The following is an 18,374-nucleotide window of genomic DNA, read 5'->3' on the forward strand; positions in this document are numbered from 1 at the left end:
AAATGTGTTGCACTTGGGATTTGAATCTGCGCGATTAATCAACCAAAACTTAAAAACTCTAATCATACGCATGCACAATATAGTGAACAAACACCCAGTCGAATCCTGTTGATAAAACAGTGTTTTTAGCTATCTCCGTAATAAAAGCACTGGTTTAGCTGAATAATCAGCTCCCTATTACCATACTTTTTTAAACAAAAAAATATTATAAGTTTCAAAGTTTAATTTGCTTCATTCATCCACCGACATCTTGATTCAAAATGTATTTTTTTGACCAAATTTCATGGCAATGAAAATTAATCTACTGGCACGCTTGAATTTTGCCTGCCCTGCCCCGATTTCTTAGCTAATTACGAACTTCTCTAACCATGGCAGTTCAGCAATAACGCAGTTAGCACTGACGCCAAAGGACTGTACATGTTTAAAAACCCATTTAAACGGAGTAAATCAATGGCAACTGAGCAGAACGAACAAACTCAAGACCTTGAGCTAGAGCAGACGGAACAACAAACAGCGCAAGATACTGAGCAAGCAGAAGTTTCCGTTGAGTCTTTACAAGAACAACTGAGCAAACTTGAAGAAAACCTAAAATTGGAAAAAGCACGTACTGCCAATGCAGTTTACGAAGCGGAAAAAACCAAAGAGCGTTTAGAACGTGAAGCAGATACAGCTAAAAAGTTTGCTTTAGAAAAGTTTGCTAAAGAATTATTGGATTCTGTAGACAACCTTGAGCGTGCTATTGCCGCCAATGGTGATGAAAAAACTGCCTTGTCTGAAGGTGTGGAACTGACCTTGAAATCATTACTGACCACTTTAGAAAAGTTTGGTGTGGTGGTGATTGATACAGCCAATGGTTTCAATGCAGACCTGCATCAAGCCGTAGGGATTGATCCAAATGCAAAAGCCAATGAAATTGGCAACGTATTACAAAAAGGCTACACCTTACATGGTCGCTTACTCCGCCCTGCAATGGTGATGGTTGGCGCTTAAGCCTTATAAAATCGAGAGTTGATAAAAAATTTTCATCTAAACAACTTGAAAAATTTTGATTGGCTCTCATATCGAATAACAAGTGAAAACATTGCAAAAGAATTTTTGAGGAAACATCCAAATGGCTAAAATCATTGGTATTGACTTAGGTACAACTAACTCATGTGTAGCGGTACTTGAAGGCGACAAAGTTAAAGTAATTGAAAACGCAGAAGGCGCACGTACAACTCCATCTATTATTGCTTATAAAGATGGCGAAATTCTTGTAGGTCAATCTGCAAAGCGTCAGGCTGTAACTAACCCGAAAAACACATTATTCGCAATTAAGCGTTTGATTGGTCGTCGTTATGAAGACCAAGCGGTACAAAAAGACATTGGTCTTGTGCCTTACAAAATCATCAAAGCAGACAATGGCGATGCTTGGGTTGAAGTGAATGACAAGAAACTTGCACCACAGCAAATTTCTGCAGAAACTTTGAAAAAGATGAAAAAGACTGCCGAAGATTATTTGGGCGAAACAGTTACTGAAGCCGTGATTACTGTACCTGCGTACTTTAACGATGCACAGCGCCAAGCAACCAAAGATGCGGGTAAAATTGCAGGCTTAGAAGTTAAACGTATCATCAACGAACCAACTGCTGCTGCGCTTGCATTTGGTATGGACAAGAAAGAAGGCGACCGTAAAGTTGCTGTATATGACTTGGGTGGTGGTACTTTTGACGTATCGATCATTGAAATTGCAGACCTTGATGGCGACCAACAAATTGAAGTGTTATCAACCAACGGTGATACCTTCCTTGGTGGTGAAGACTTTGACAATGCCTTGATCGAATACTTGGTTGAAGAGTTCAAAAAAGAGCAAAACTTCAACTTGAAACAAGATCCATTGGCATTACAACGTCTGAAAGAAGCGGCTGAGAAAGCAAAAATCGAGCTTTCATCTTCAAATGCGACTGAAATCAACTTGCCATATATCACTGCAGACGCAACAGGTCCGAAGCACTTGGTGATGAACGTGACTCGCGCCAAACTTGAAGGTTTGGTTGCTGATTTAGTCGCTCGTACCATTGAGCCATGTAAAGTTGCGCTACAAGATGCAGGACTTTCAACTTCTGACATCTCTGACGTGATTTTGGTGGGTGGTCAATCACGTATGCCACTTGTACAACAAAAAGTACAAGAATTCTTTGGCAAAGAGCCACGTAAAGACGTAAACCCAGACGAAGCTGTTGCAATTGGTGCAGCAATTCAGGGTGCCGTATTGTCTGGTGACAAAACTGACGTATTGCTTCTAGACGTAACTCCGTTAACGCTTGGTATTGAAACTATGGGTGGCGTGTTGACGCCAATCATTGAGAAAAACACCACGATTCCTGCGAAGAAATCTCAAGTGTTCTCAACAGCGGCAGACAACCAGCCTGCAGTAGACATTTCAGTTTACCAAGGTGAGCGTAAAATGGCTCAACAAAACAAATTGTTGGGTAACTTCCAATTAGGTGACATTCCACCAGCGCCACGCGGTGTGCCACAAATTGAAGTTTCGTTCGACATTAACGCTGACGGTATCTTGAAAGTGTCTGCAAAAGACAAGAGCACAGGCAAAGAACAATCGATTCAAATTAAAGCAAACTCTGGTTTGAGCGATGCTGAAATTGAAGCGATGATTAAAGATGCTGAAGCAAATGCTGAAGAAGACCGTAAGTTTGAAGAACTTGCAAAAGCACGTAACGAAGCGGATGCTTTAGTTTCTTCTGCTCAAAAAGCAGTAAAAGACCTTGGTGAACAAGTGACTGCCGATGAAAAAACTGCGATTGAAACAGCAGTGACTGAGCTTGAAGCCAGCACTAAAGAAAATGATGTAGATGCGATCAAAGCGAAAACTGAAGCGCTTCAAAACATCATCATGCCAATTACGCAACGTGCGTATGAAGCTGCACAAGGTCAAGGCGGTGCACAAGGTTTTGACCCGAATGCATTCCAAGGCGATGCAGGTCAAAAAGCCGATGATGGCGTAGTCGATGCTGAATTCACTGAAGTCAAAGATGATAAAAAATAATTTGTCGCTTTAACGCACATCAAAAACCGCGCTGCAAGCAATTGCAGCGCGGTTTTTCTTTTCGATATCCATACACTGACTTCAAGATTTAAATGAAAGAGCACAGACAATTGGACGCTCAACCGAGTACAATAGATAAAATGATGCTCTAACTGCAAATAGATTGAGTTTCTGCCCTACTTTCGGCTACAGTAAACCCAAAAAAGGATGCCGCTAGCAATGCGTTTGTTTCTATTGGGTGCAATCATACTGTTTTCTATCTTGCTGATTTATCAAAATATTCAACATCCTCATACACGACACAATACTGCACTAGATCATTTAAAACATCCTTTAGATACTCGCTTACGTTATCGTATTGCTGAAGTCGATCCGCGTTTTGGCTTAAGCCATGCCGATTTACTACAACTGAGTCAGGAAGCCACCCATATTTGGAAACAAGGGACGGGACAAGATTATTTTGTATATGACCCGAACGCCAAGCTCGCCATTCACTTGATTTATGATCAACGTCAAGATGAATCAAACCAACGCCAACAACAACTTACAGCCATTGAACAACGCCAACAACACTGGAACAATCAAAACCAAAATATTCAAGCACTAAAACAAGAAATTGCAGATAAAAATCAACAACTTGATGCAAAAAAAATGCTATTTGAACAACAACTTGAACAATACAATCGTCAAGTACAGCAAATTAACCAAAGTGGTGGGCTACATCCTTCGCAACAGGAAATTTTTGCAGCCAAAAAACAAGAAATCCAGCAACACATGTGGAGTTTAGAACACGAAATAGCGCAATTTAATCAGCAAATTAACCAGCTCAATCAACAAGTCGATGCCCTCAATCAACTTAATCAAGACATTGATGTATCCATCCAGCAATTTAATGCACGTTTTCAACCACGTTTATTTGATAAAGGCAGCTTTGATGGTCAGGCCATTCGGATTTATGAGTTTCAATCTAAAGATGATTTACGTCTAACTTTGGCGCATGAATTTGGTCATGCTTTGGGTTTAGCACACCATAACGACCCTTATGCCTTAATGTATCCAATGCTAAAAGATCAGCAGTTGCAGAATTTCCAACTGCGCCCTGCCGATCTCGATTTACTCCATGCACGGCATTGAGCAATCTGGCAAACTGAAGTGACTAAAACACAAAACTCCCCTCACCCTGTACGATAGTTGCATATCCATTACACGTGCAAAGGCAGCAAATTTACTCATTTCATGTTATTGTGAAGGCTCTGTATAACCCTGAACGATCTGTGGAGATTCATGTGAGTTACTACCATATCCTGATTGAAGTAAATGACCACATCAGCACGATTGAACAAAGCCGTGATATCGAAATTTTTGATATTGTTGAGCTTCAACCTTGTCTCCACTCGATTTTATTGCCGTATTTTAATGAGCAAGTGATTGAACTTGAAGATGAAAATATTGAATACAAAGATATTTTGCATCTTGAGGTTAGACAGACCTTATTACCAATTGAACACCTGATTGAAGAAGAACAGCGTTTGCTGCCAAGTGATACCGACATCACCATTTCAGCTTATGAAATTTTTAATAACAAAGAATTAAGCCAAGATGTCACGACTGTGATTTTTGATTTGCTTGAAGCAGTGAAAATTGAACCTTAACCCCCTGTTTTAAGACAAAAATTAAAAAGGTCTGCACATTTGCAGACCTTTTTTATGCAATCGCAACAACTTATTGCATCATTTGTTTGGCCGCTTCATTACGAAACGCTCTTAAAATTTGCTGCCCTGCCCGACCTGTTGCAGCCAAGCCGAGTCGAGTCTGTTCCTGACGAATCGCTTGACGGGTTTTGTCGCCAATTAAACCATCCACTTCACCAATGTCATAACCACGACTTAACAAAAAGCGTTGAATTTCACGGCGTTCTGCACGGGATGTACCTGCATCATCGGTTGGCCAAGCGGTGCGGAATGCAGACTGCCCCATTAAACGATCTGATAAATGCGCAATCGCTAAGGCATAACTTTCTGCTGCGTTATAGCTATAAATGGCATCGAAGTTTCTAAACACTAAGAATACAGGGCCATTCGCACCTGCAGGTGCCATCAAGCCTGCCTGACTACTGCCCGATAAATTGCCCTGAATTAATGCCGAACCATCTGCACGAGTCAACCCACGATTAACCCAACTGCTGAGGGATTTTTTATTGCGTCGCCCTTCACCACTCAAAGACATGCCTGCAGGCACTTTGACTTCAAAGCCCCACGGCTGCCCTGTTTGCCAGCCGCGACGTTTTAAAAAGTTAGCGGTGGAAGCCAAAGCATCTGGAATACTAGATACTAAGTCACGGCGACCATCACCATCAAAATCAACCGCCAACTCATCATAGGTCGATGGCATAAACTGAGTATGCCCAAACGCCCCTGCCCATGAGCCTTTTAATTGTGATTCAGTGACATCACCACGTTGCAATAAACGCATGGTGGTAAAAAACTCACCTCGGAAATAGCTTTGACGGCGTCCTTCACAGCTCAAGGTACCTAGCGCTTGCAATAATGGATAGGATCCTGAAATCGTACCAAAGTTACTTTCTACACCCCAAACCGCCACTACGGTTTCTGCAGGTACGCCATAGGCTGCTGCAACACGATTGAGCACATCACGGTGCTGTGCCAATTTCTGCTGTCCTGCCTGCACGCGCTCATCATCGACCAAGCCTGAGAGATAATCCCAGATTGGCGTAGAAAATTCAGGTTGGTAATTTAAACGCTCAATGACTGAATAATCTGGACTGAGATTTTGAGTATAGCGATCATAACTGCTGCCACTCACCCCTTTGGCAATGGCTTGGCTGCGTAAATTGGCCAAACAACTTTGAAAATGGTTTTGTGGTTGAAAATTTGCAGATGTACTGACCGTTGGTGTTACGGTGACAGATTTTCCATTGATAATCAGTTCTGCCTGAACCTGAGTAGCTGCCATTGCAGCTGTCGCAAAAATCACAGCGAAACGATGCATAATACCCTTTGATGTGTTTTGAATTTAAATCTTGGCTTTACCATAACACCTTCAGCCACAGAGATCAGATGAAAATCTGTAACTTTAAATTCATTTACACAGTTTTAAATTCATTTTCTCGTTTTAAATTTAAAACACTTATCCACAAGCACGGCATCTCACATTTTTAAATTCAAAATCACAACACATGATAAGACTTTTAAATTTAAAAGTTTAAATTCAAATTAAACCAACCCAAGTTATCCACAAAACACGACATTCACTGCATATTTACGATGTATTACTTTGAATTTAAAAGTAGCTTTTTAAATTTAAAGATCAAAAGAGCCGCTACTTTATTTAAATTCAAAACTGCAGATCTATCTTTAAATTCATTTCTGATATTTAAATTCAAAGTTGAAGCATCGCTTTAAATTTAAAACGCGCTATTTGAATTTAAAGTTTTAATTCATAATTATCATCTGTTTCCCATCAGACTTGTGCGCATTTTTATTTTAAGTATTGCTTTGCTACGGTGATGGTTGCTTATTCAGCCTGATCTATCTTAATCAACCTAAAATTACAGCGTCAATCCTAGACAGATTAACGGTAGAACACCTTAAAAATGGGCAGAATAAAAAATGTGAGAGCATAAAAAAGCGCTCATCGTGATGAGCGCTTTGGCGTCATTTTTAAATTTACAAGCTCATATCAGCACTGAGCGCCAATGGATTTGGCAAAATTTTTGCCAATTGGCGGCATAAATCTGTCAACTCAGCAGCATCATTCGGCATTAAAGTAATATGCCCAATTTTACGACCTTCACGCTCAGTTTTATTGTACAAATGCAAATGTGCGCCATTCAATGCCAACACATCTTCAGTTTTGGGATGCTGACCAATAATATTGACCATCACCGTTGGACGTACCACTTCAGTTGAGCCTAACGGTAAACCTGCTACAGCACGAATATGGTTCTCAAACTGCGAACACACCGCGCCTTCAATTGACCAGTGACCTGAGTTATGCACACGAGGTGCCATCTCGTTGGCATACAAGCCCTTGTCAGTGACAAATAGCTCTAACGTCAACACACCTACATAATTCAAGTGATTGAGCAGGCGAGTGATATAGTCTTGTGCCGCAGGCTGCAAGTTAGCGCTGTTTGGTGCAGGGACAATCGAATGCGACAAAATACCGTTGTGATGATGGTTTTCTGCCAATGGCCAAGTTTTTACTTCACCATTTTGACCACGCACCGCAATAATAGATACTTCACGTGAAAAAGTAACAAAACTTTCTGCAATCAAGCTGCCTGCAGGGCCAAGTTCTGCCCATGCTTGTTCAATCTGATCTGCACTGCGCAAGACAAACTGACCTTTGCCATCATAGCCGCCTGTTGCGGTTTTTAGCACAATTGGCAGACCAAGTTCAGCTACAGCAGCCTGTAAACTTTCCAGCGAGTTGACCGCTTTATACGGCGCAACAGGAATCGCCAATTCATCAAATAAGCCTTTTTCCAGCAAGCGGTTTTGGGCAATTGCCAAAGCCTGACGTGGTGGATGCAATTCTTTGTGCTTAATCAATACATCAACATCAGCCAACGGAGTATTTTCAAACTCAAGGCTGAATACATCGGCACTGTGTATAAAATCTTGTAGGCTATTTTCGCTTTTGCTGGCAAAAACCTGACCCAAGGTTGCCGCTGGGCAATCTGGACTGGCTTCAAAAAAGGTACATTGAATATTTAAGGGTAAAGCCGCTTGTGCCATCATGCGACCCAATTGACCGCCACCAAAAATACCGATGGTCTTATCCATAGTAATTGTCCCGCTTAAGCCTGACCTGGAATATTGTTGCTTGAAACTTTCTCAGTTTGCGCGGCACGGAAATTGACAACATTTTGTGCAATTTCTGGACGGGTTAAACCTAAAATTTGGGCTGCCATAATTGCCGCATTGGTTGCTCCCGCAGGACCAATCGCCAATGTACCTACGGCAATACCTGCAGGCATTTGCACAATTGAAAGTAATGAATCGACACCATTTAAAATTGAAGATTTCACTGGCACACCCAAAACAGGTAAATCAGTTTTAGCTGCACACATACCTGGTAAGTGTGCGGCACCACCAGCGCCTGCAATAATCACCTGAATGCCACGATCACGCGCTTGTTCAGCATATTCAAATAAGCGATCTGGGGTACGGTGTGCAGAAACGACTTCCGCTTCAAATGGGACACCAAGCTGCTTCAGCATATTGGCAGTGTGTTCGAGAGTTGCCCAATCCGATTGAGAACCCATGATAATTCCAACGAGAGGAGCGTCTTGTGCAGCGGCCGCGTTCATTACAAATATTCCAGAAACGAAACTAAGGAAAGAGAAATTCAGGCGAGAAAGCCAAGCTTGAATAAGAACTCCACATTATAGACTGATTTTTCGACTTGTTAAAATTGAACACGGCGACTCAACCGACTTTTTTGATTATTTTTATCTGGTTATTTTCTAATAATTAACCACAGGCTCACACCATTGCAGCTACGCGAGCTGTTTAAGCCATGCAAAAGCACCATTTTAAGATGCTCGAAACACAAAATATACGCAGCCACATAAACATAAAGCTGCCCATAAATAATCCAGTTTAAAAGGTTGCTTAAACAAAAAAATCATAAACGGGACAAACACCAATAAAGTCACAACTTCTTGGGTAATTTTCATTTGACCTACCGCCCAGCCATGCTGCGCCAGCAAACGGGTAGCAGGAATCATCAAACTGTATTCAAACAGGGCGATCACCCAACTGAATAAAATAGCCTGCCACAGCGGCGCATCATGTGGTAAAAACTTGAGATGACCATACCACGCCAAGGTCATAAAACAGTTTGCAACCACCAAAAGTAAAAATGCTGAAGACATTGTGTCGTACTATCTTAAAAATTCAGTTTTATTTTACGAGCTATTTGCCATGAAAAATGCAAGAGCAGCAATTTTTTACATCGTTTGGCGCAGATTCAGCGCTGAAAAATCCCTGAAATGAGATACAAGAATCACTATCTTTTCGCCAAAACCCTTGCTATCGTTGCTTCAAATCAAGTTAATCACGACAACAGCACAAAAATACGTGATGTGTCTATAAAAGCAGTGGAGTAAGGCGGAATGCATCTGCATATTTTGGGTATTTGTGGCACATTTATGGGCTCATTGGCACTTTTGGCCCGCGATTTAGGACATACCGTCACAGGTTCAGACCAAAACGTCTATCCACCGATGTCGACTCAACTGGAAAATGCAGGCATTACCTTAATGCAAGGTTATGACCGCAGCCATTTACAACCGCATCCAGATTTAGTGATTGTGGGCAATGCCATGAAACGTGGGATTGATGCGGTTGAATACATGCTGAATGCAGGTTTACCGTATATTTCTGGCCCGCAATTTTTGGCCGATCATGTCTTGCAAGGCAAACACGTACTGGGCGTTGCAGGCACGCACGGCAAAACCACCACCACCACCATGTTGGCGTGGGTATTGGATCAGGCAGGCTTAGAACCGGGCTTTTTAATTGGCGGCGTTCCTTTAGGCTTTAGTGAAAGTGCACGTTTGGGTGCAGGCAAGTATTTCTGTGTCGAAGCCGATGAATACGACTCTGCGTTTTTTGATAAACGCTCCAAGTTCGTACATTACCATCCTAAAACCGCCATTTTAAATAACCTTGAATTTGACCATGCCGATATTTTTGATGATTTGGCCGCAATTCAAAAACAATTCCATCATTTGGTGCGTACCATCCCAAGTGAAGGGCGCATTATTGCCCCAATTACAGAAACCCATATTGATGAAGTGTTAGAAATGGGTTGCTGGACACCTGTGCTACGTACTTCGCTCAATGCAGATCCACAAGCGGAACTGTATGCAGAACAACTTGCAGCAGATGGTTCACATTTTAAAGTTCTGAAAAATGGTGTGCTACAAGGTGAAGTGCGCTGGAATATGACAGGGCAACACAGTGTCGCCAATGCCTTGGCAACCATCGCCGCAGCAGAGCATGTTGGGGTTGCAATTGAAACCGCATGTGCAGCGCTGTCCAATTTTGGTGGGGTGAAACGCCGTATGGAGTTATTAGGCACCATACGCGGCATTGAAGTCTATGATGACTTTGCCCACCATCCAACCGCAATTGAAACCACACTGGACGGCGCACGTAAGCGTTTGGGTGAACGTAAGCTTTGGGCGATTATTGAACCACGTTCCAACACCATGCGCATGGGCAGTCATAAAGAGGGCTTGGCAGATTCAGCACGTTTGGCGGATGCTGTGATTTGGTATCAACCTGAAGGTTTAGACTGGGATTTACAGCCTGTGGTTGCGGCTGCTCGCAATCATGCAGTGGTGGCCAATACTTTGGATGAAATTATTCAAAAAATCGTGAGCCAAGCAGGTGAGGGCGATGCAGTGGTGATTATGTCAAATGGTGGATTTGGTGGTTTACATCAAAAACTCATTCAAGCGTTGCAACACACGGCTTAAAATCGCTTAAACTGATTTAAAACTCTTTCAAAAAAAATCCCCTGTTTTTGGCAAAAAATAGGGGATTTTTATATTATTTATAAACTTATATATTATAATTATTAAAAGCAACAATACTGCTCATGAACTTGTCATCTTGACCTGTTACTTTAAAAAGATTACATCCTGCGAGCATGACGGTTGCTACAGGTTGGCTGCTGGATGTCTTTCATCATTATTACTAAGAAGGATGGTCACAATGTCAAAAACAATGAAAGCCATGGTCTACCACGGCGCCAATGATATTCGTTTTGAAGAACGCCCACGTCCAGAAATTTTACAACCAACAGATGCCGTGATTCGTCTCACCAAAACTACAATTTGCGGTACTGACTTAGGTATTTGGAAAGGTAAAAACCCAGAAATTCAAGACACTGCAGTTGCCAAGACAGGGCTATTTGATGGCCGTATTTTAGGTCACGAAGGTATCGGGATTGTTGAAGAAGTCGGTTCGGCAGTCAAAAATTTCAAAAAAGGCGACAAGGTCATTATTTCTTGTGTCAGCCGTTGTGGTACTTGTGAAAACTGTCAAAAACAACTCTATGCACACTGCCAAAATGAAGGCGGTTGGATCATGGGATATATGATTGATGGTACTCATGCTGAATATGTCCGTACTCCATTTGCAGACACTTCTTTATATTTGCTGCCTGAAGGTTTAAATGAAGAAGTTGCGGTTTTCTTGTCTGATGTATTGCCAACTTCACATGAAATTGGTGTGCAATACGGCAATGTTAAACCTGGTGATACCATTGCCATTGTGGGTACAGGTCCAATTGGCATGGGTTGTCTGCTTACCGCACAGTTCTATTCTCCTGCACAAATTATCGCAGTCGATATGGACGATAACCGCTTGGCGATGGCAAAAGAGTTGGGTGCAACCCATACCATTAACTCTGCCAAAGAAGATGCGGTACAACGTATTTTAGAGATTACAGGTGGTCGCGGGGTAGACTGTGCCATGGAAGCTGTAGGTGTCGAAGCCACTTGGGATATTTGCCAAAATGTCGTGAAAGAGGGCGGACATATTGCCAATGTGGGCGTACATGGTAAGTCGGTAAATTTTGAGTTAAACAAACTCTGGATTAAAAACCTGACCATCACTACGGGTTTGGTGAATACCAATACGACAGGTATGCTGTTAAAAACCTGCTGTTCAGGCAAATTACCTTTAGAAAAACTGGCAACGCACCATTTTAAATTCTCTGAATTTGAAAAAGCCTATGATGTGTTTAAACATGCTTCAGATGAAAATGCCATGAAAGTGATGATTAATTACGAATAATCTTGGCTTAACTATGTTACAAAAAAGCCAATCTACGCGCTGTGGATTGGCTTTTTTGGGCTTTTATAATATTTTCAAGAAAATTTTAGACTGCACGACAGACGAAGTCTGCATGCTGTTTTAATACCAACACATTAGATTATTTCAACGTAGAAAGACTTTTAAGCCACGACATCAGCATATTGTGTATCTGTTTCAAAAGCCGTCTCAATATAAGAGCACACGGGTACAATTTTTAGCTGCTTTTCACGTGCAAAGGCGACCAAAATATCTAATAGCTGACGGGCAACCCCTTGACCTCGTAATGTCAGATCGACCCAAGTGTGATCTGCTAAAATAGTGTGATCATCTTGATATTGATAAGTAATTTCAGCGATATGCCGACCATCTCGTTCAATAAAAAACTCGCCACCGCGTTGGGTTTCTTGATGTTGAATTTGCATAAGTCCACCTATCAAACTAAATCTATTTTTTCAATTTGCCACACTCTTTACGAAATATTGTGCTGAATTTGTACAAATTAAAGTGATTTACCATACAGAATAAATTGCACAACACTTAAAATTATGTAATTCTTTACGCAGATTTAGGCAGCGTCCTAATCCCAAATTATGTTGAACAAGGGGAGTAGCCTCCTCCAAGCGTTAAAATATAACTTTAACGTGTCAGCGTTTCGTCATTACACTTTGCAAAAAGTCGGACGCTGAGCATAGTGCACATACTTGTTGATACAAGTCCGCTCTATGTAGGCAAGACCTTGATCATGTTGTTACAGATGTTTGAAATCATCTGACAACAGGTCAAGGTTTTTTTGTGGCCAGTTGTTGGATGTGGAGATTGTATGGAATCCATCGGCAATTTATGGCTATATCTGGTCTTTTTTGCAATTGTTGCAGTCATGCTCGCCATTGACTTCTTAGGCTTTAAACAAAAAGCAGGCGAATCGGTCAAAGTCAAAACCGCTGCGTATTGGAGTATCGCCTGGGTCAGTGTGGCAGCTTTATTTGGTGGCGGTTTATGGCTGTATCTTAAACACAGCGTTGGGCTAGAAGTCGCCAACACCAAAGTCATGGAATACTTTGCGGGTTATTTGCTGGAAAAATCACTGGCGATTGATAATGTATTCGTTTGGTTGATGATCTTCGCCGCATTCGCCATCCCACCGGGCTTACAGCGTAAAATTTTACTCTACGGCGTACTGGGCGCAATTATTCTCAGAACCATTTTTATTTTTATTGGAGCTTGGTTTGTACAAGAATTCTCCTGGATTTTGTATATTTTTGGCGCATTTTTGGTCTACACAGGCTTTAAATTCTTAAAAGGTCCAGAGCAAGAAGCCAGCAATATTGAAGATATGGCGTTGTTGAAATGGCTACGCAAACACATGCGTATTACCCCAACACTGGAAAAAGATCAGTTTTTTGTGCGCCAAAATGGTGTACTTTGGGCAACGCCATTATTTTTAGTTTTAATTTTGGTCGAAGCATCTGACGTTATTTTTGCCGTGGATTCTATCCCTGCAATTTTTGCCGTGACCACCGATCCCTTTATTGTACTCACCGCAAATCTTATGGCTATTTTGGGCTTACGTGCCATGTTTTTCTTGCTCTCAGGAGCAGCCACTAAAATGCATTATTTGCCGTATGGGCTGGGTTTAATTCTGCTATTTATTGGCTTTAAAATGCTGATGTTAGATGTATTCCACATGCCTATCTGGATTTCACTCGGCTTTATTGTACTCGTACTGACAATCACTGCGTGGTTATCAATTCGACATAGTCGAAAACACCATGAAACCACATTATAAAATTTAATAATCCCCACCATCGTTGTAAGCCTTCTTTCGAGAAGGCTTTTTGTATTCATTTCACCAAGTTTTAATTTACCGTACGATAAATTTTATCGTACTGCTGCAAGCTACATTTAAGGTACAATCTCTTGAAAAATGAAAAATGTAGGTTGTTTTATGCCATCTCCTGTACAACGCACCGCAATTCGTGGTCGCTTTCTTGATTTCAAAAACTGTACCAGCCAAGCCGATCAAATTTCAGAACAAGTCCGTTATGTAGACGATGGCTTGTTAATTTGCGAACAAGGCAAAATTCAGTGGTTTGGTTCATGGCAAGAAGGGCAGGCAAAGCTAAACGCCAACACAGAGTTCCATCATTATCCTGACCATCTCATTGTGCCTGGCTTCATCGACACCCATATTCATTTTCCACAGACTGAAATGATTGGCGCGTATGGTGAACAATTACTGGAATGGCTGAATACTTATACTTTTCCGACTGAACTGCAATTTGCAGATAAAGCCTATGCAGATCAGATTGCACAATTTTTTGTGCAGGAATTACTGAAAAATGGCACCACCACAGCTTTGGTGTTTTGTACGGTACATCCTGAATCGGTAGATGCGTTGTTTGAAGCGGCAGCACAACATCAAATGCGTTTAATTGCAGGTAAAGTGCTGATGGATCGGCATGCACCTGAAGCATTGTGTGACAGTGCAGACTCAGGCTATACAGACTCTAAAGCGTTGATTGAAAAATGGCATGGAAAAGGACGTAATCTCTACGCGATTACGCCACGTTTTGCACCGACTTCTAGCCCTGAGCAACTGGCGCGGGCAGGGCAACTCAAAGCCGAATATCCCGATGTTTATGTACATACCCATTTAAGTGAAAATCACAATGAAATTGCGTGGGTGAAACAATTATTTCCAGAGCAAAATGGATATTTAGATGTTTATCATCACTATGGTTTAACAGGTTCACGTTCGGTTTTTGCGCATTGCGTGCATTTAGAAGAACATGAATGGCAATGTCTGCATCATACCGATTCTGCAATTGCCTTTTGTCCAAGCTCCAATTTATTTTTGGGCAGCGGTTTATTTCCGCTGCATAAAACTTGGGAGCGACAGGTGAAGGTCGGTTTAGGTACAGATATTGGCGCAGGCACCACGTTTAATGTACTGCATATCCTCAATGAAGCCTATAAAGTACAACAACTGCAAGGGGCAAAACTCTCTGCTTTTGAAGCGTTGTATCACGCCACATTAGGTGCTGCCAAAGCTTTGGACTTAGACGATAAGCTGGGGAATTTTAAGGTAGGCAAAGAAGCCGATTTTGTGGTGCTGGACTTAAATGCCACCGCTTTACAACGCTTACGACAACAACGTTCCAAACATCTTGAAGATGCATTATTTGCCCTCATTACTTTAGCAGATGACCGTAATATTCATGCGACCTATATTTATGGACAACGTGCCTACTACCAACCCGATCAAAACTCAGCAGCAGGTGGCTAAACCTACGCAACCCTCGTATATAAAACCCATCGGATGGGCAATGCTGATACTCGGTTGTGCTTTGTTGTTACGCTCAGATTCTCACTCAGCACAAAAATGATGCTATTTTAACCATGCAAGCACGTGCAACATCGCGCAAGATATATTAAAATTAGCGCATATTTTGGGGTGTTGCAGGTCAACACCTTTTTTATTTTTGCTTTTTAGGTATCTACCCATGACAGTTGAAATGCAGGTTTTGATTTCTGCAGAAGAAATCCAAACAAAAGTTCAGGAACTTGGTCAAAAAATTAATGCTCACTATGCCAATAGCGACAAAGAGTTGGTTTTAATTGGCTTATTACGTGGTTCTGTATTGTTCATGGCAGATTTATGCCGCACCATTCAAAAGCCGCATGAACTGGATTTTATGACTGTATCCAGCTACGGCGGAGGTACTGTGTCATCGCGTGATGTGAAAATTTTAAAAGATTTAGATGGTGAAATTCGCGGTAAAGATGTTTTGGTAGTTGAAGATATTATCGACTCGGGCAACACCCTAAATAAAGTGATGGAAATTTTGCAAACCCGCGAGCCAAATTCAATTGAGCTGTGTACCTTAATTAGCAAGCCATCACGCCGTGAAATTGAGCTTGAAGTTAAATTTATGGGCTTTGAAATTGAAGATAAGTTTATTGTCGGTTATGGCTTGGATTATGACCAAAAATATCGTCATATTCCGTTTATTGGCGAAATTGGCTTATAAAACAAATACGCCTCGCTTTAAAAAAGTGATCGTTTCAGATTACTTTTTTTTATGGCTGAAATTTGCATTTCATCTATCTAACAGGACAAAAACACTACATGCTGTAGCATTATTCGACTATTTTCCTTGGGATTTTTCGGCAAAGATAAGTCTGAAACATGATGTAAAACATAAACAAAGATAACAAGGAGCTGCTCATGTGGTCATTAATTGTCGCAATTGTGGTGGGTTTTATTGCAGGTCTAATCGCCCGCGCGATTCATCCTGGAGATGATAAAGCAGGGTTTATTGTCACCACCTTACTTGGGATTGCAGGGTCTTTATTGGCAACCTATGCAGGGCGTATGATGGGATTGTACGGTGATGGTTCTGCCGCAGGCTTTATTGCCTCCATCATTGGTGCGCTGATTATTCTATTCTTTTATAATACGTTCATGAAAAAATCGCGTGCTTAAATCCTGTATTAACGACTGTAATTTTTCAGTCAAACATCTTCTCTCTCAATAAAAAAACCGCCTAAAAATTGAGGCGGTTTTTTTATATCTACTTCGCAATCACAAATTTCAGGTTTGCTCCGATACACACTACACAATTTTAGTTGCCAATATCAGATAAAAAATTAGCCGTTCTTAAAGACCAAATTCTTTAAAAATCTGTTCAATTTGTGCCGCAGGATATGCTCCCATAACTTTAAAGCCATTCGAGAAAATAATCGCAGGCGTACCGTTTACACCTAAACGATGCGCTAAAACAATGTTGCGCTCCACAGGGTTGGCACAACTGCTTTGACTTGTAGGCAATTGTGCTTTTGTGATCAGGTTTTCCCAAGCAAGAGCAGGGTTTTTCTCACAATACACCTGTTTAGATGGCGCAACAGATTGCGCTTTTAACGGCAAAATAAAGGTATAGATTGTAATGTTGTCCAGCTTTTTCAGTTCAGCCTCAAGCTGTTTACAATATGGGCAATTTGGGTCAGAAAAGATCGCAATCTGACGTTTTCCCGTACCTCGCACACTTTTGATTGCATCTTGTAACGGTAACTTTTTCCAATCGACACTGTTTTGTTGGATCAATAAATCTTTGGTTAAGTTATGCTGATCCTTTAAACGAATCATTGAACCCGCCAAAATATGTTGTGCATCTTCATTCAAATACACCACTTGACCACCCATAGAGGCACTGTAAATACCTTTCATTTCTGTGGCTTGAATATTGTCTAATTTCAGTTGCGGATGCTGTTGTTTGACATTTTTACTAACCGTTGCAACATCGGCCATGCTCACGGCGCTGCATAATCCCATTAAGGCAGCTAAACTCAATTGTTTAATCATGTGTTTCATCTAAATAAAGTAAATTTAGCCTGATTCTAAGCTGAAAGCTGCACAGAATTCAGTATTTTTAAGCCAGAATTACGCAATTGCTACAACTCGTTTTTGCTATGCAACGCTTTAGGTTTCACGTGGAACATTCAAGCCTGATGGCGGATTAATTTCTACTGAAATATGCACAATTTCTTCATGAATGGCGAGGGCGGTGCGGACTTGATCTGCGTCTAAATCGTGTGCGGTTTCCAATGCCAAAATACAGGAAAATTTACCCTGTCCGACTTTCCAAACATGCAAGTCTGTAATCATCACACTGACTGGTAACTCTGCAATCACTTCACGAATTTCATCCACCACAGGATGATCCATTTCTGCATCCAGCAATGTTTTCCCTGTTTCCTGCATCAAACCTATCGCCCAACGCGCCACTAAAATTGAACCAACAATACCTAACAGTGCATCTAGAAAATCCCAGCCCCAATATTTACCCGCAATTAAAGCAATAATCGCAAAAATTGAAGTCACCGCATCTGCCACCACATGCATAAAGGCGGCTTTTTGATTTAGGTCATGGCTATCATGCGTATGCTCATGATGGTGATGGTGATGGTGATGGTGATGGTGATGGTGATCATCTTCATGTAATAACCATGCACAAATCAAATTGACCAATAACCCTAAAATTGCAATTGGGATGGCTTGGTTATACTGAATATCGACAGGAAAAAATAAACGCTCGATAGAGTGAATTGCCATAAATGCAGCCACCACCAACAATAAAATGGCGCTGCTATAGCCAGCTAAAATTTCAATTTTCCATGTACCAAAACTAAACCGTGTATCTGCTGCATAATGACGTGCTGCCCGATAGGCAAAATAAGCCAAGCCTAGCGCCAGCATGTGTGAGCTCATGTGCCAGCCATCCGCTAGCAAAGCCATGGAATGAAAAATCCAACCACCCAAGATTTCCAAGAACATCATGACAGCCGTCAGCAAAGCCGCATATAATATTTTTTTCTGCGCCAGCGGATTGCCTTGATCGAATTGATGTGGATGGATACGATGAGAGTGTTGCTGACGCATAATGGGAAATCATTGTTAAATATACTCCCAT

The 18,374-nt window shown here is 41.4% G+C and carries 17 protein-coding genes; 10 read left to right on the plus strand and 7 right to left on the minus strand.

Features of this window, described 5'->3' with window-relative positions:
- Nucleotides 1-417 precede the first annotated feature (417 nt).
- The 4 genes from grpE (at nt 418) to VF675_RS09700 (ending at nt 4,698) form a co-directional block, all read left to right on the plus strand.
- The gene (grpE, locus tag VF675_RS09685; protein WP_257220042.1) at nt 418-990 is read left to right on the plus strand and encodes a nucleotide exchange factor GrpE; all 573 of its coding nucleotides are present in this window, start codon (nt 418-420) and stop codon (nt 988-990) included.
- A 121-nt stretch (nt 991-1,111) separates the two neighbouring features.
- Complete coding sequence (dnaK, locus tag VF675_RS09690) at nt 1,112-3,046, plus strand: molecular chaperone DnaK (protein ID WP_104852793.1); 1,935 nt, start codon at nt 1,112-1,114, stop codon at nt 3,044-3,046.
- A 219-nt stretch (nt 3,047-3,265) separates the two neighbouring features.
- Nucleotides 3,266-4,180 carry a matrixin family metalloprotease gene (locus VF675_RS09695; RefSeq protein ID WP_004969807.1) on the plus strand — a complete coding sequence of 305 codons (915 nt, stop codon included), beginning with the start codon at nt 3,266-3,268 and terminating at the stop codon, nt 4,178-4,180.
- A gap of 140 nt (nt 4,181-4,320) precedes the next feature.
- Nucleotides 4,321-4,698: a hypothetical protein gene (locus VF675_RS09700; RefSeq protein ID WP_162164695.1), complete on the plus strand. Its 378-nt coding sequence runs from the start codon at nt 4,321-4,323 to the stop codon at nt 4,696-4,698.
- A 70-nt stretch (nt 4,699-4,768) separates the two neighbouring features.
- Here VF675_RS09700 and VF675_RS09705 read toward each other — a convergent pair whose 3' ends face one another.
- The 4 genes from VF675_RS09705 to VF675_RS09720 form a co-directional block, all read right to left on the minus strand.
- Nucleotides 4,769-6,055: a lytic murein transglycosylase gene (locus VF675_RS09705; protein WP_440205154.1), complete on the minus strand. Its 1,287-nt coding sequence runs from the start codon at nt 6,053-6,055 to the stop codon at nt 4,769-4,771.
- Between the two features lie 677 nt (nt 6,056-6,732).
- Nucleotides 6,733-7,854, minus strand: a complete 1,122-nt coding sequence (locus VF675_RS09710; RefSeq protein ID WP_440205155.1) for a 5-(carboxyamino)imidazole ribonucleotide synthase — start codon at nt 7,852-7,854, stop codon at nt 6,733-6,735.
- Nucleotides 7,855-7,868: 14 nt separating this feature from the next.
- A complete protein-coding gene (gene purE / locus VF675_RS09715; protein ID WP_004969800.1) occupies nt 7,869-8,381 on the minus strand; it encodes a 5-(carboxyamino)imidazole ribonucleotide mutase in 513 nt (170 codons plus the stop codon).
- Between the two features lie 225 nt (nt 8,382-8,606).
- Nucleotides 8,607-8,948: a DMT family protein gene (locus VF675_RS09720; protein WP_004969799.1), complete on the minus strand. Its 342-nt coding sequence runs from the start codon at nt 8,946-8,948 to the stop codon at nt 8,607-8,609.
- Nucleotides 8,949-9,188: 240 nt separating this feature from the next.
- Here VF675_RS09720 and mpl point away from each other — a divergent pair, with 240 nt between their 5' ends.
- Both mpl and VF675_RS09730 read left to right on the plus strand, forming a co-directional pair.
- Nucleotides 9,189-10,559 carry a UDP-N-acetylmuramate:L-alanyl-gamma-D-glutamyl-meso-diaminopimelate ligase gene (gene mpl, locus VF675_RS09725; RefSeq protein WP_004969796.1) on the plus strand — a complete coding sequence of 457 codons (1,371 nt, stop codon included), beginning with the start codon at nt 9,189-9,191 and terminating at the stop codon, nt 10,557-10,559.
- 238 nt (nt 10,560-10,797) lie between these two features.
- Nucleotides 10,798-11,883 (plus strand): zinc-dependent alcohol dehydrogenase family protein, encoded by a 1,086-nt coding sequence (locus tag VF675_RS09730; protein WP_096902007.1) that lies wholly within the window; start codon nt 10,798-10,800, stop codon nt 11,881-11,883.
- A 161-nt stretch (nt 11,884-12,044) separates the two neighbouring features.
- On the opposite strand, the gene VF675_RS09735 is transcribed toward VF675_RS09730, so the two are convergent.
- Nucleotides 12,045-12,326: a GNAT family N-acetyltransferase gene (locus VF675_RS09735; protein WP_004969793.1), complete on the minus strand. Its 282-nt coding sequence runs from the start codon at nt 12,324-12,326 to the stop codon at nt 12,045-12,047.
- 398 nt (nt 12,327-12,724) lie between these two features.
- Between VF675_RS09735 and VF675_RS09740 the strand changes: the two genes are divergently transcribed.
- The 4 genes from VF675_RS09740 to VF675_RS09755 all read left to right on the plus strand — a co-directional run bounded on the left by VF675_RS09740 (nt 12,725) and on the right by VF675_RS09755 (nt 16,390).
- Entirely contained in the window at nt 12,725-13,690 is a 966-nt protein-coding gene (locus VF675_RS09740) for a TerC family protein (RefSeq protein WP_104852786.1), read from the plus strand.
- A gap of 159 nt (nt 13,691-13,849) precedes the next feature.
- Entirely contained in the window at nt 13,850-15,190 is a 1,341-nt protein-coding gene (gene guaD, locus VF675_RS09745) for a guanine deaminase (protein ID WP_154321230.1), read from the plus strand.
- A 217-nt stretch (nt 15,191-15,407) separates the two neighbouring features.
- A complete protein-coding gene (hpt, locus tag VF675_RS09750) occupies nt 15,408-15,935 on the plus strand; it encodes a hypoxanthine phosphoribosyltransferase (protein WP_004969787.1) in 528 nt (175 codons plus the stop codon).
- Nucleotides 15,936-16,132: 197 nt separating this feature from the next.
- Nucleotides 16,133-16,390: a GlsB/YeaQ/YmgE family stress response membrane protein gene (locus VF675_RS09755; RefSeq protein WP_225531231.1), complete on the plus strand. Its 258-nt coding sequence runs from the start codon at nt 16,133-16,135 to the stop codon at nt 16,388-16,390.
- 174 nt (nt 16,391-16,564) lie between these two features.
- Here VF675_RS09755 and VF675_RS09760 read toward each other — a convergent pair whose 3' ends face one another.
- Together VF675_RS09760 and dmeF are read right to left on the minus strand one after the other, a co-directional pair.
- Nucleotides 16,565-17,212: a DsbC family protein gene (locus tag VF675_RS09760; protein ID WP_440205161.1), complete on the minus strand. Its 648-nt coding sequence runs from the start codon at nt 17,210-17,212 to the stop codon at nt 16,565-16,567.
- A 171-nt stretch (nt 17,213-17,383) separates the two neighbouring features.
- Entirely contained in the window at nt 17,384-18,343 is a 960-nt protein-coding gene (dmeF, locus tag VF675_RS09765) for a CDF family Co(II)/Ni(II) efflux transporter DmeF (protein ID WP_440205156.1), read from the minus strand.
- Nucleotides 18,344-18,374 lie beyond the last annotated feature (31 nt).

This window comes from Acinetobacter sp. Lyrl_1 (assembly GCF_051948795.1).
Taxonomy (GTDB): domain Bacteria; phylum Pseudomonadota; class Gammaproteobacteria; order Pseudomonadales; family Moraxellaceae; genus Acinetobacter; species Acinetobacter towneri.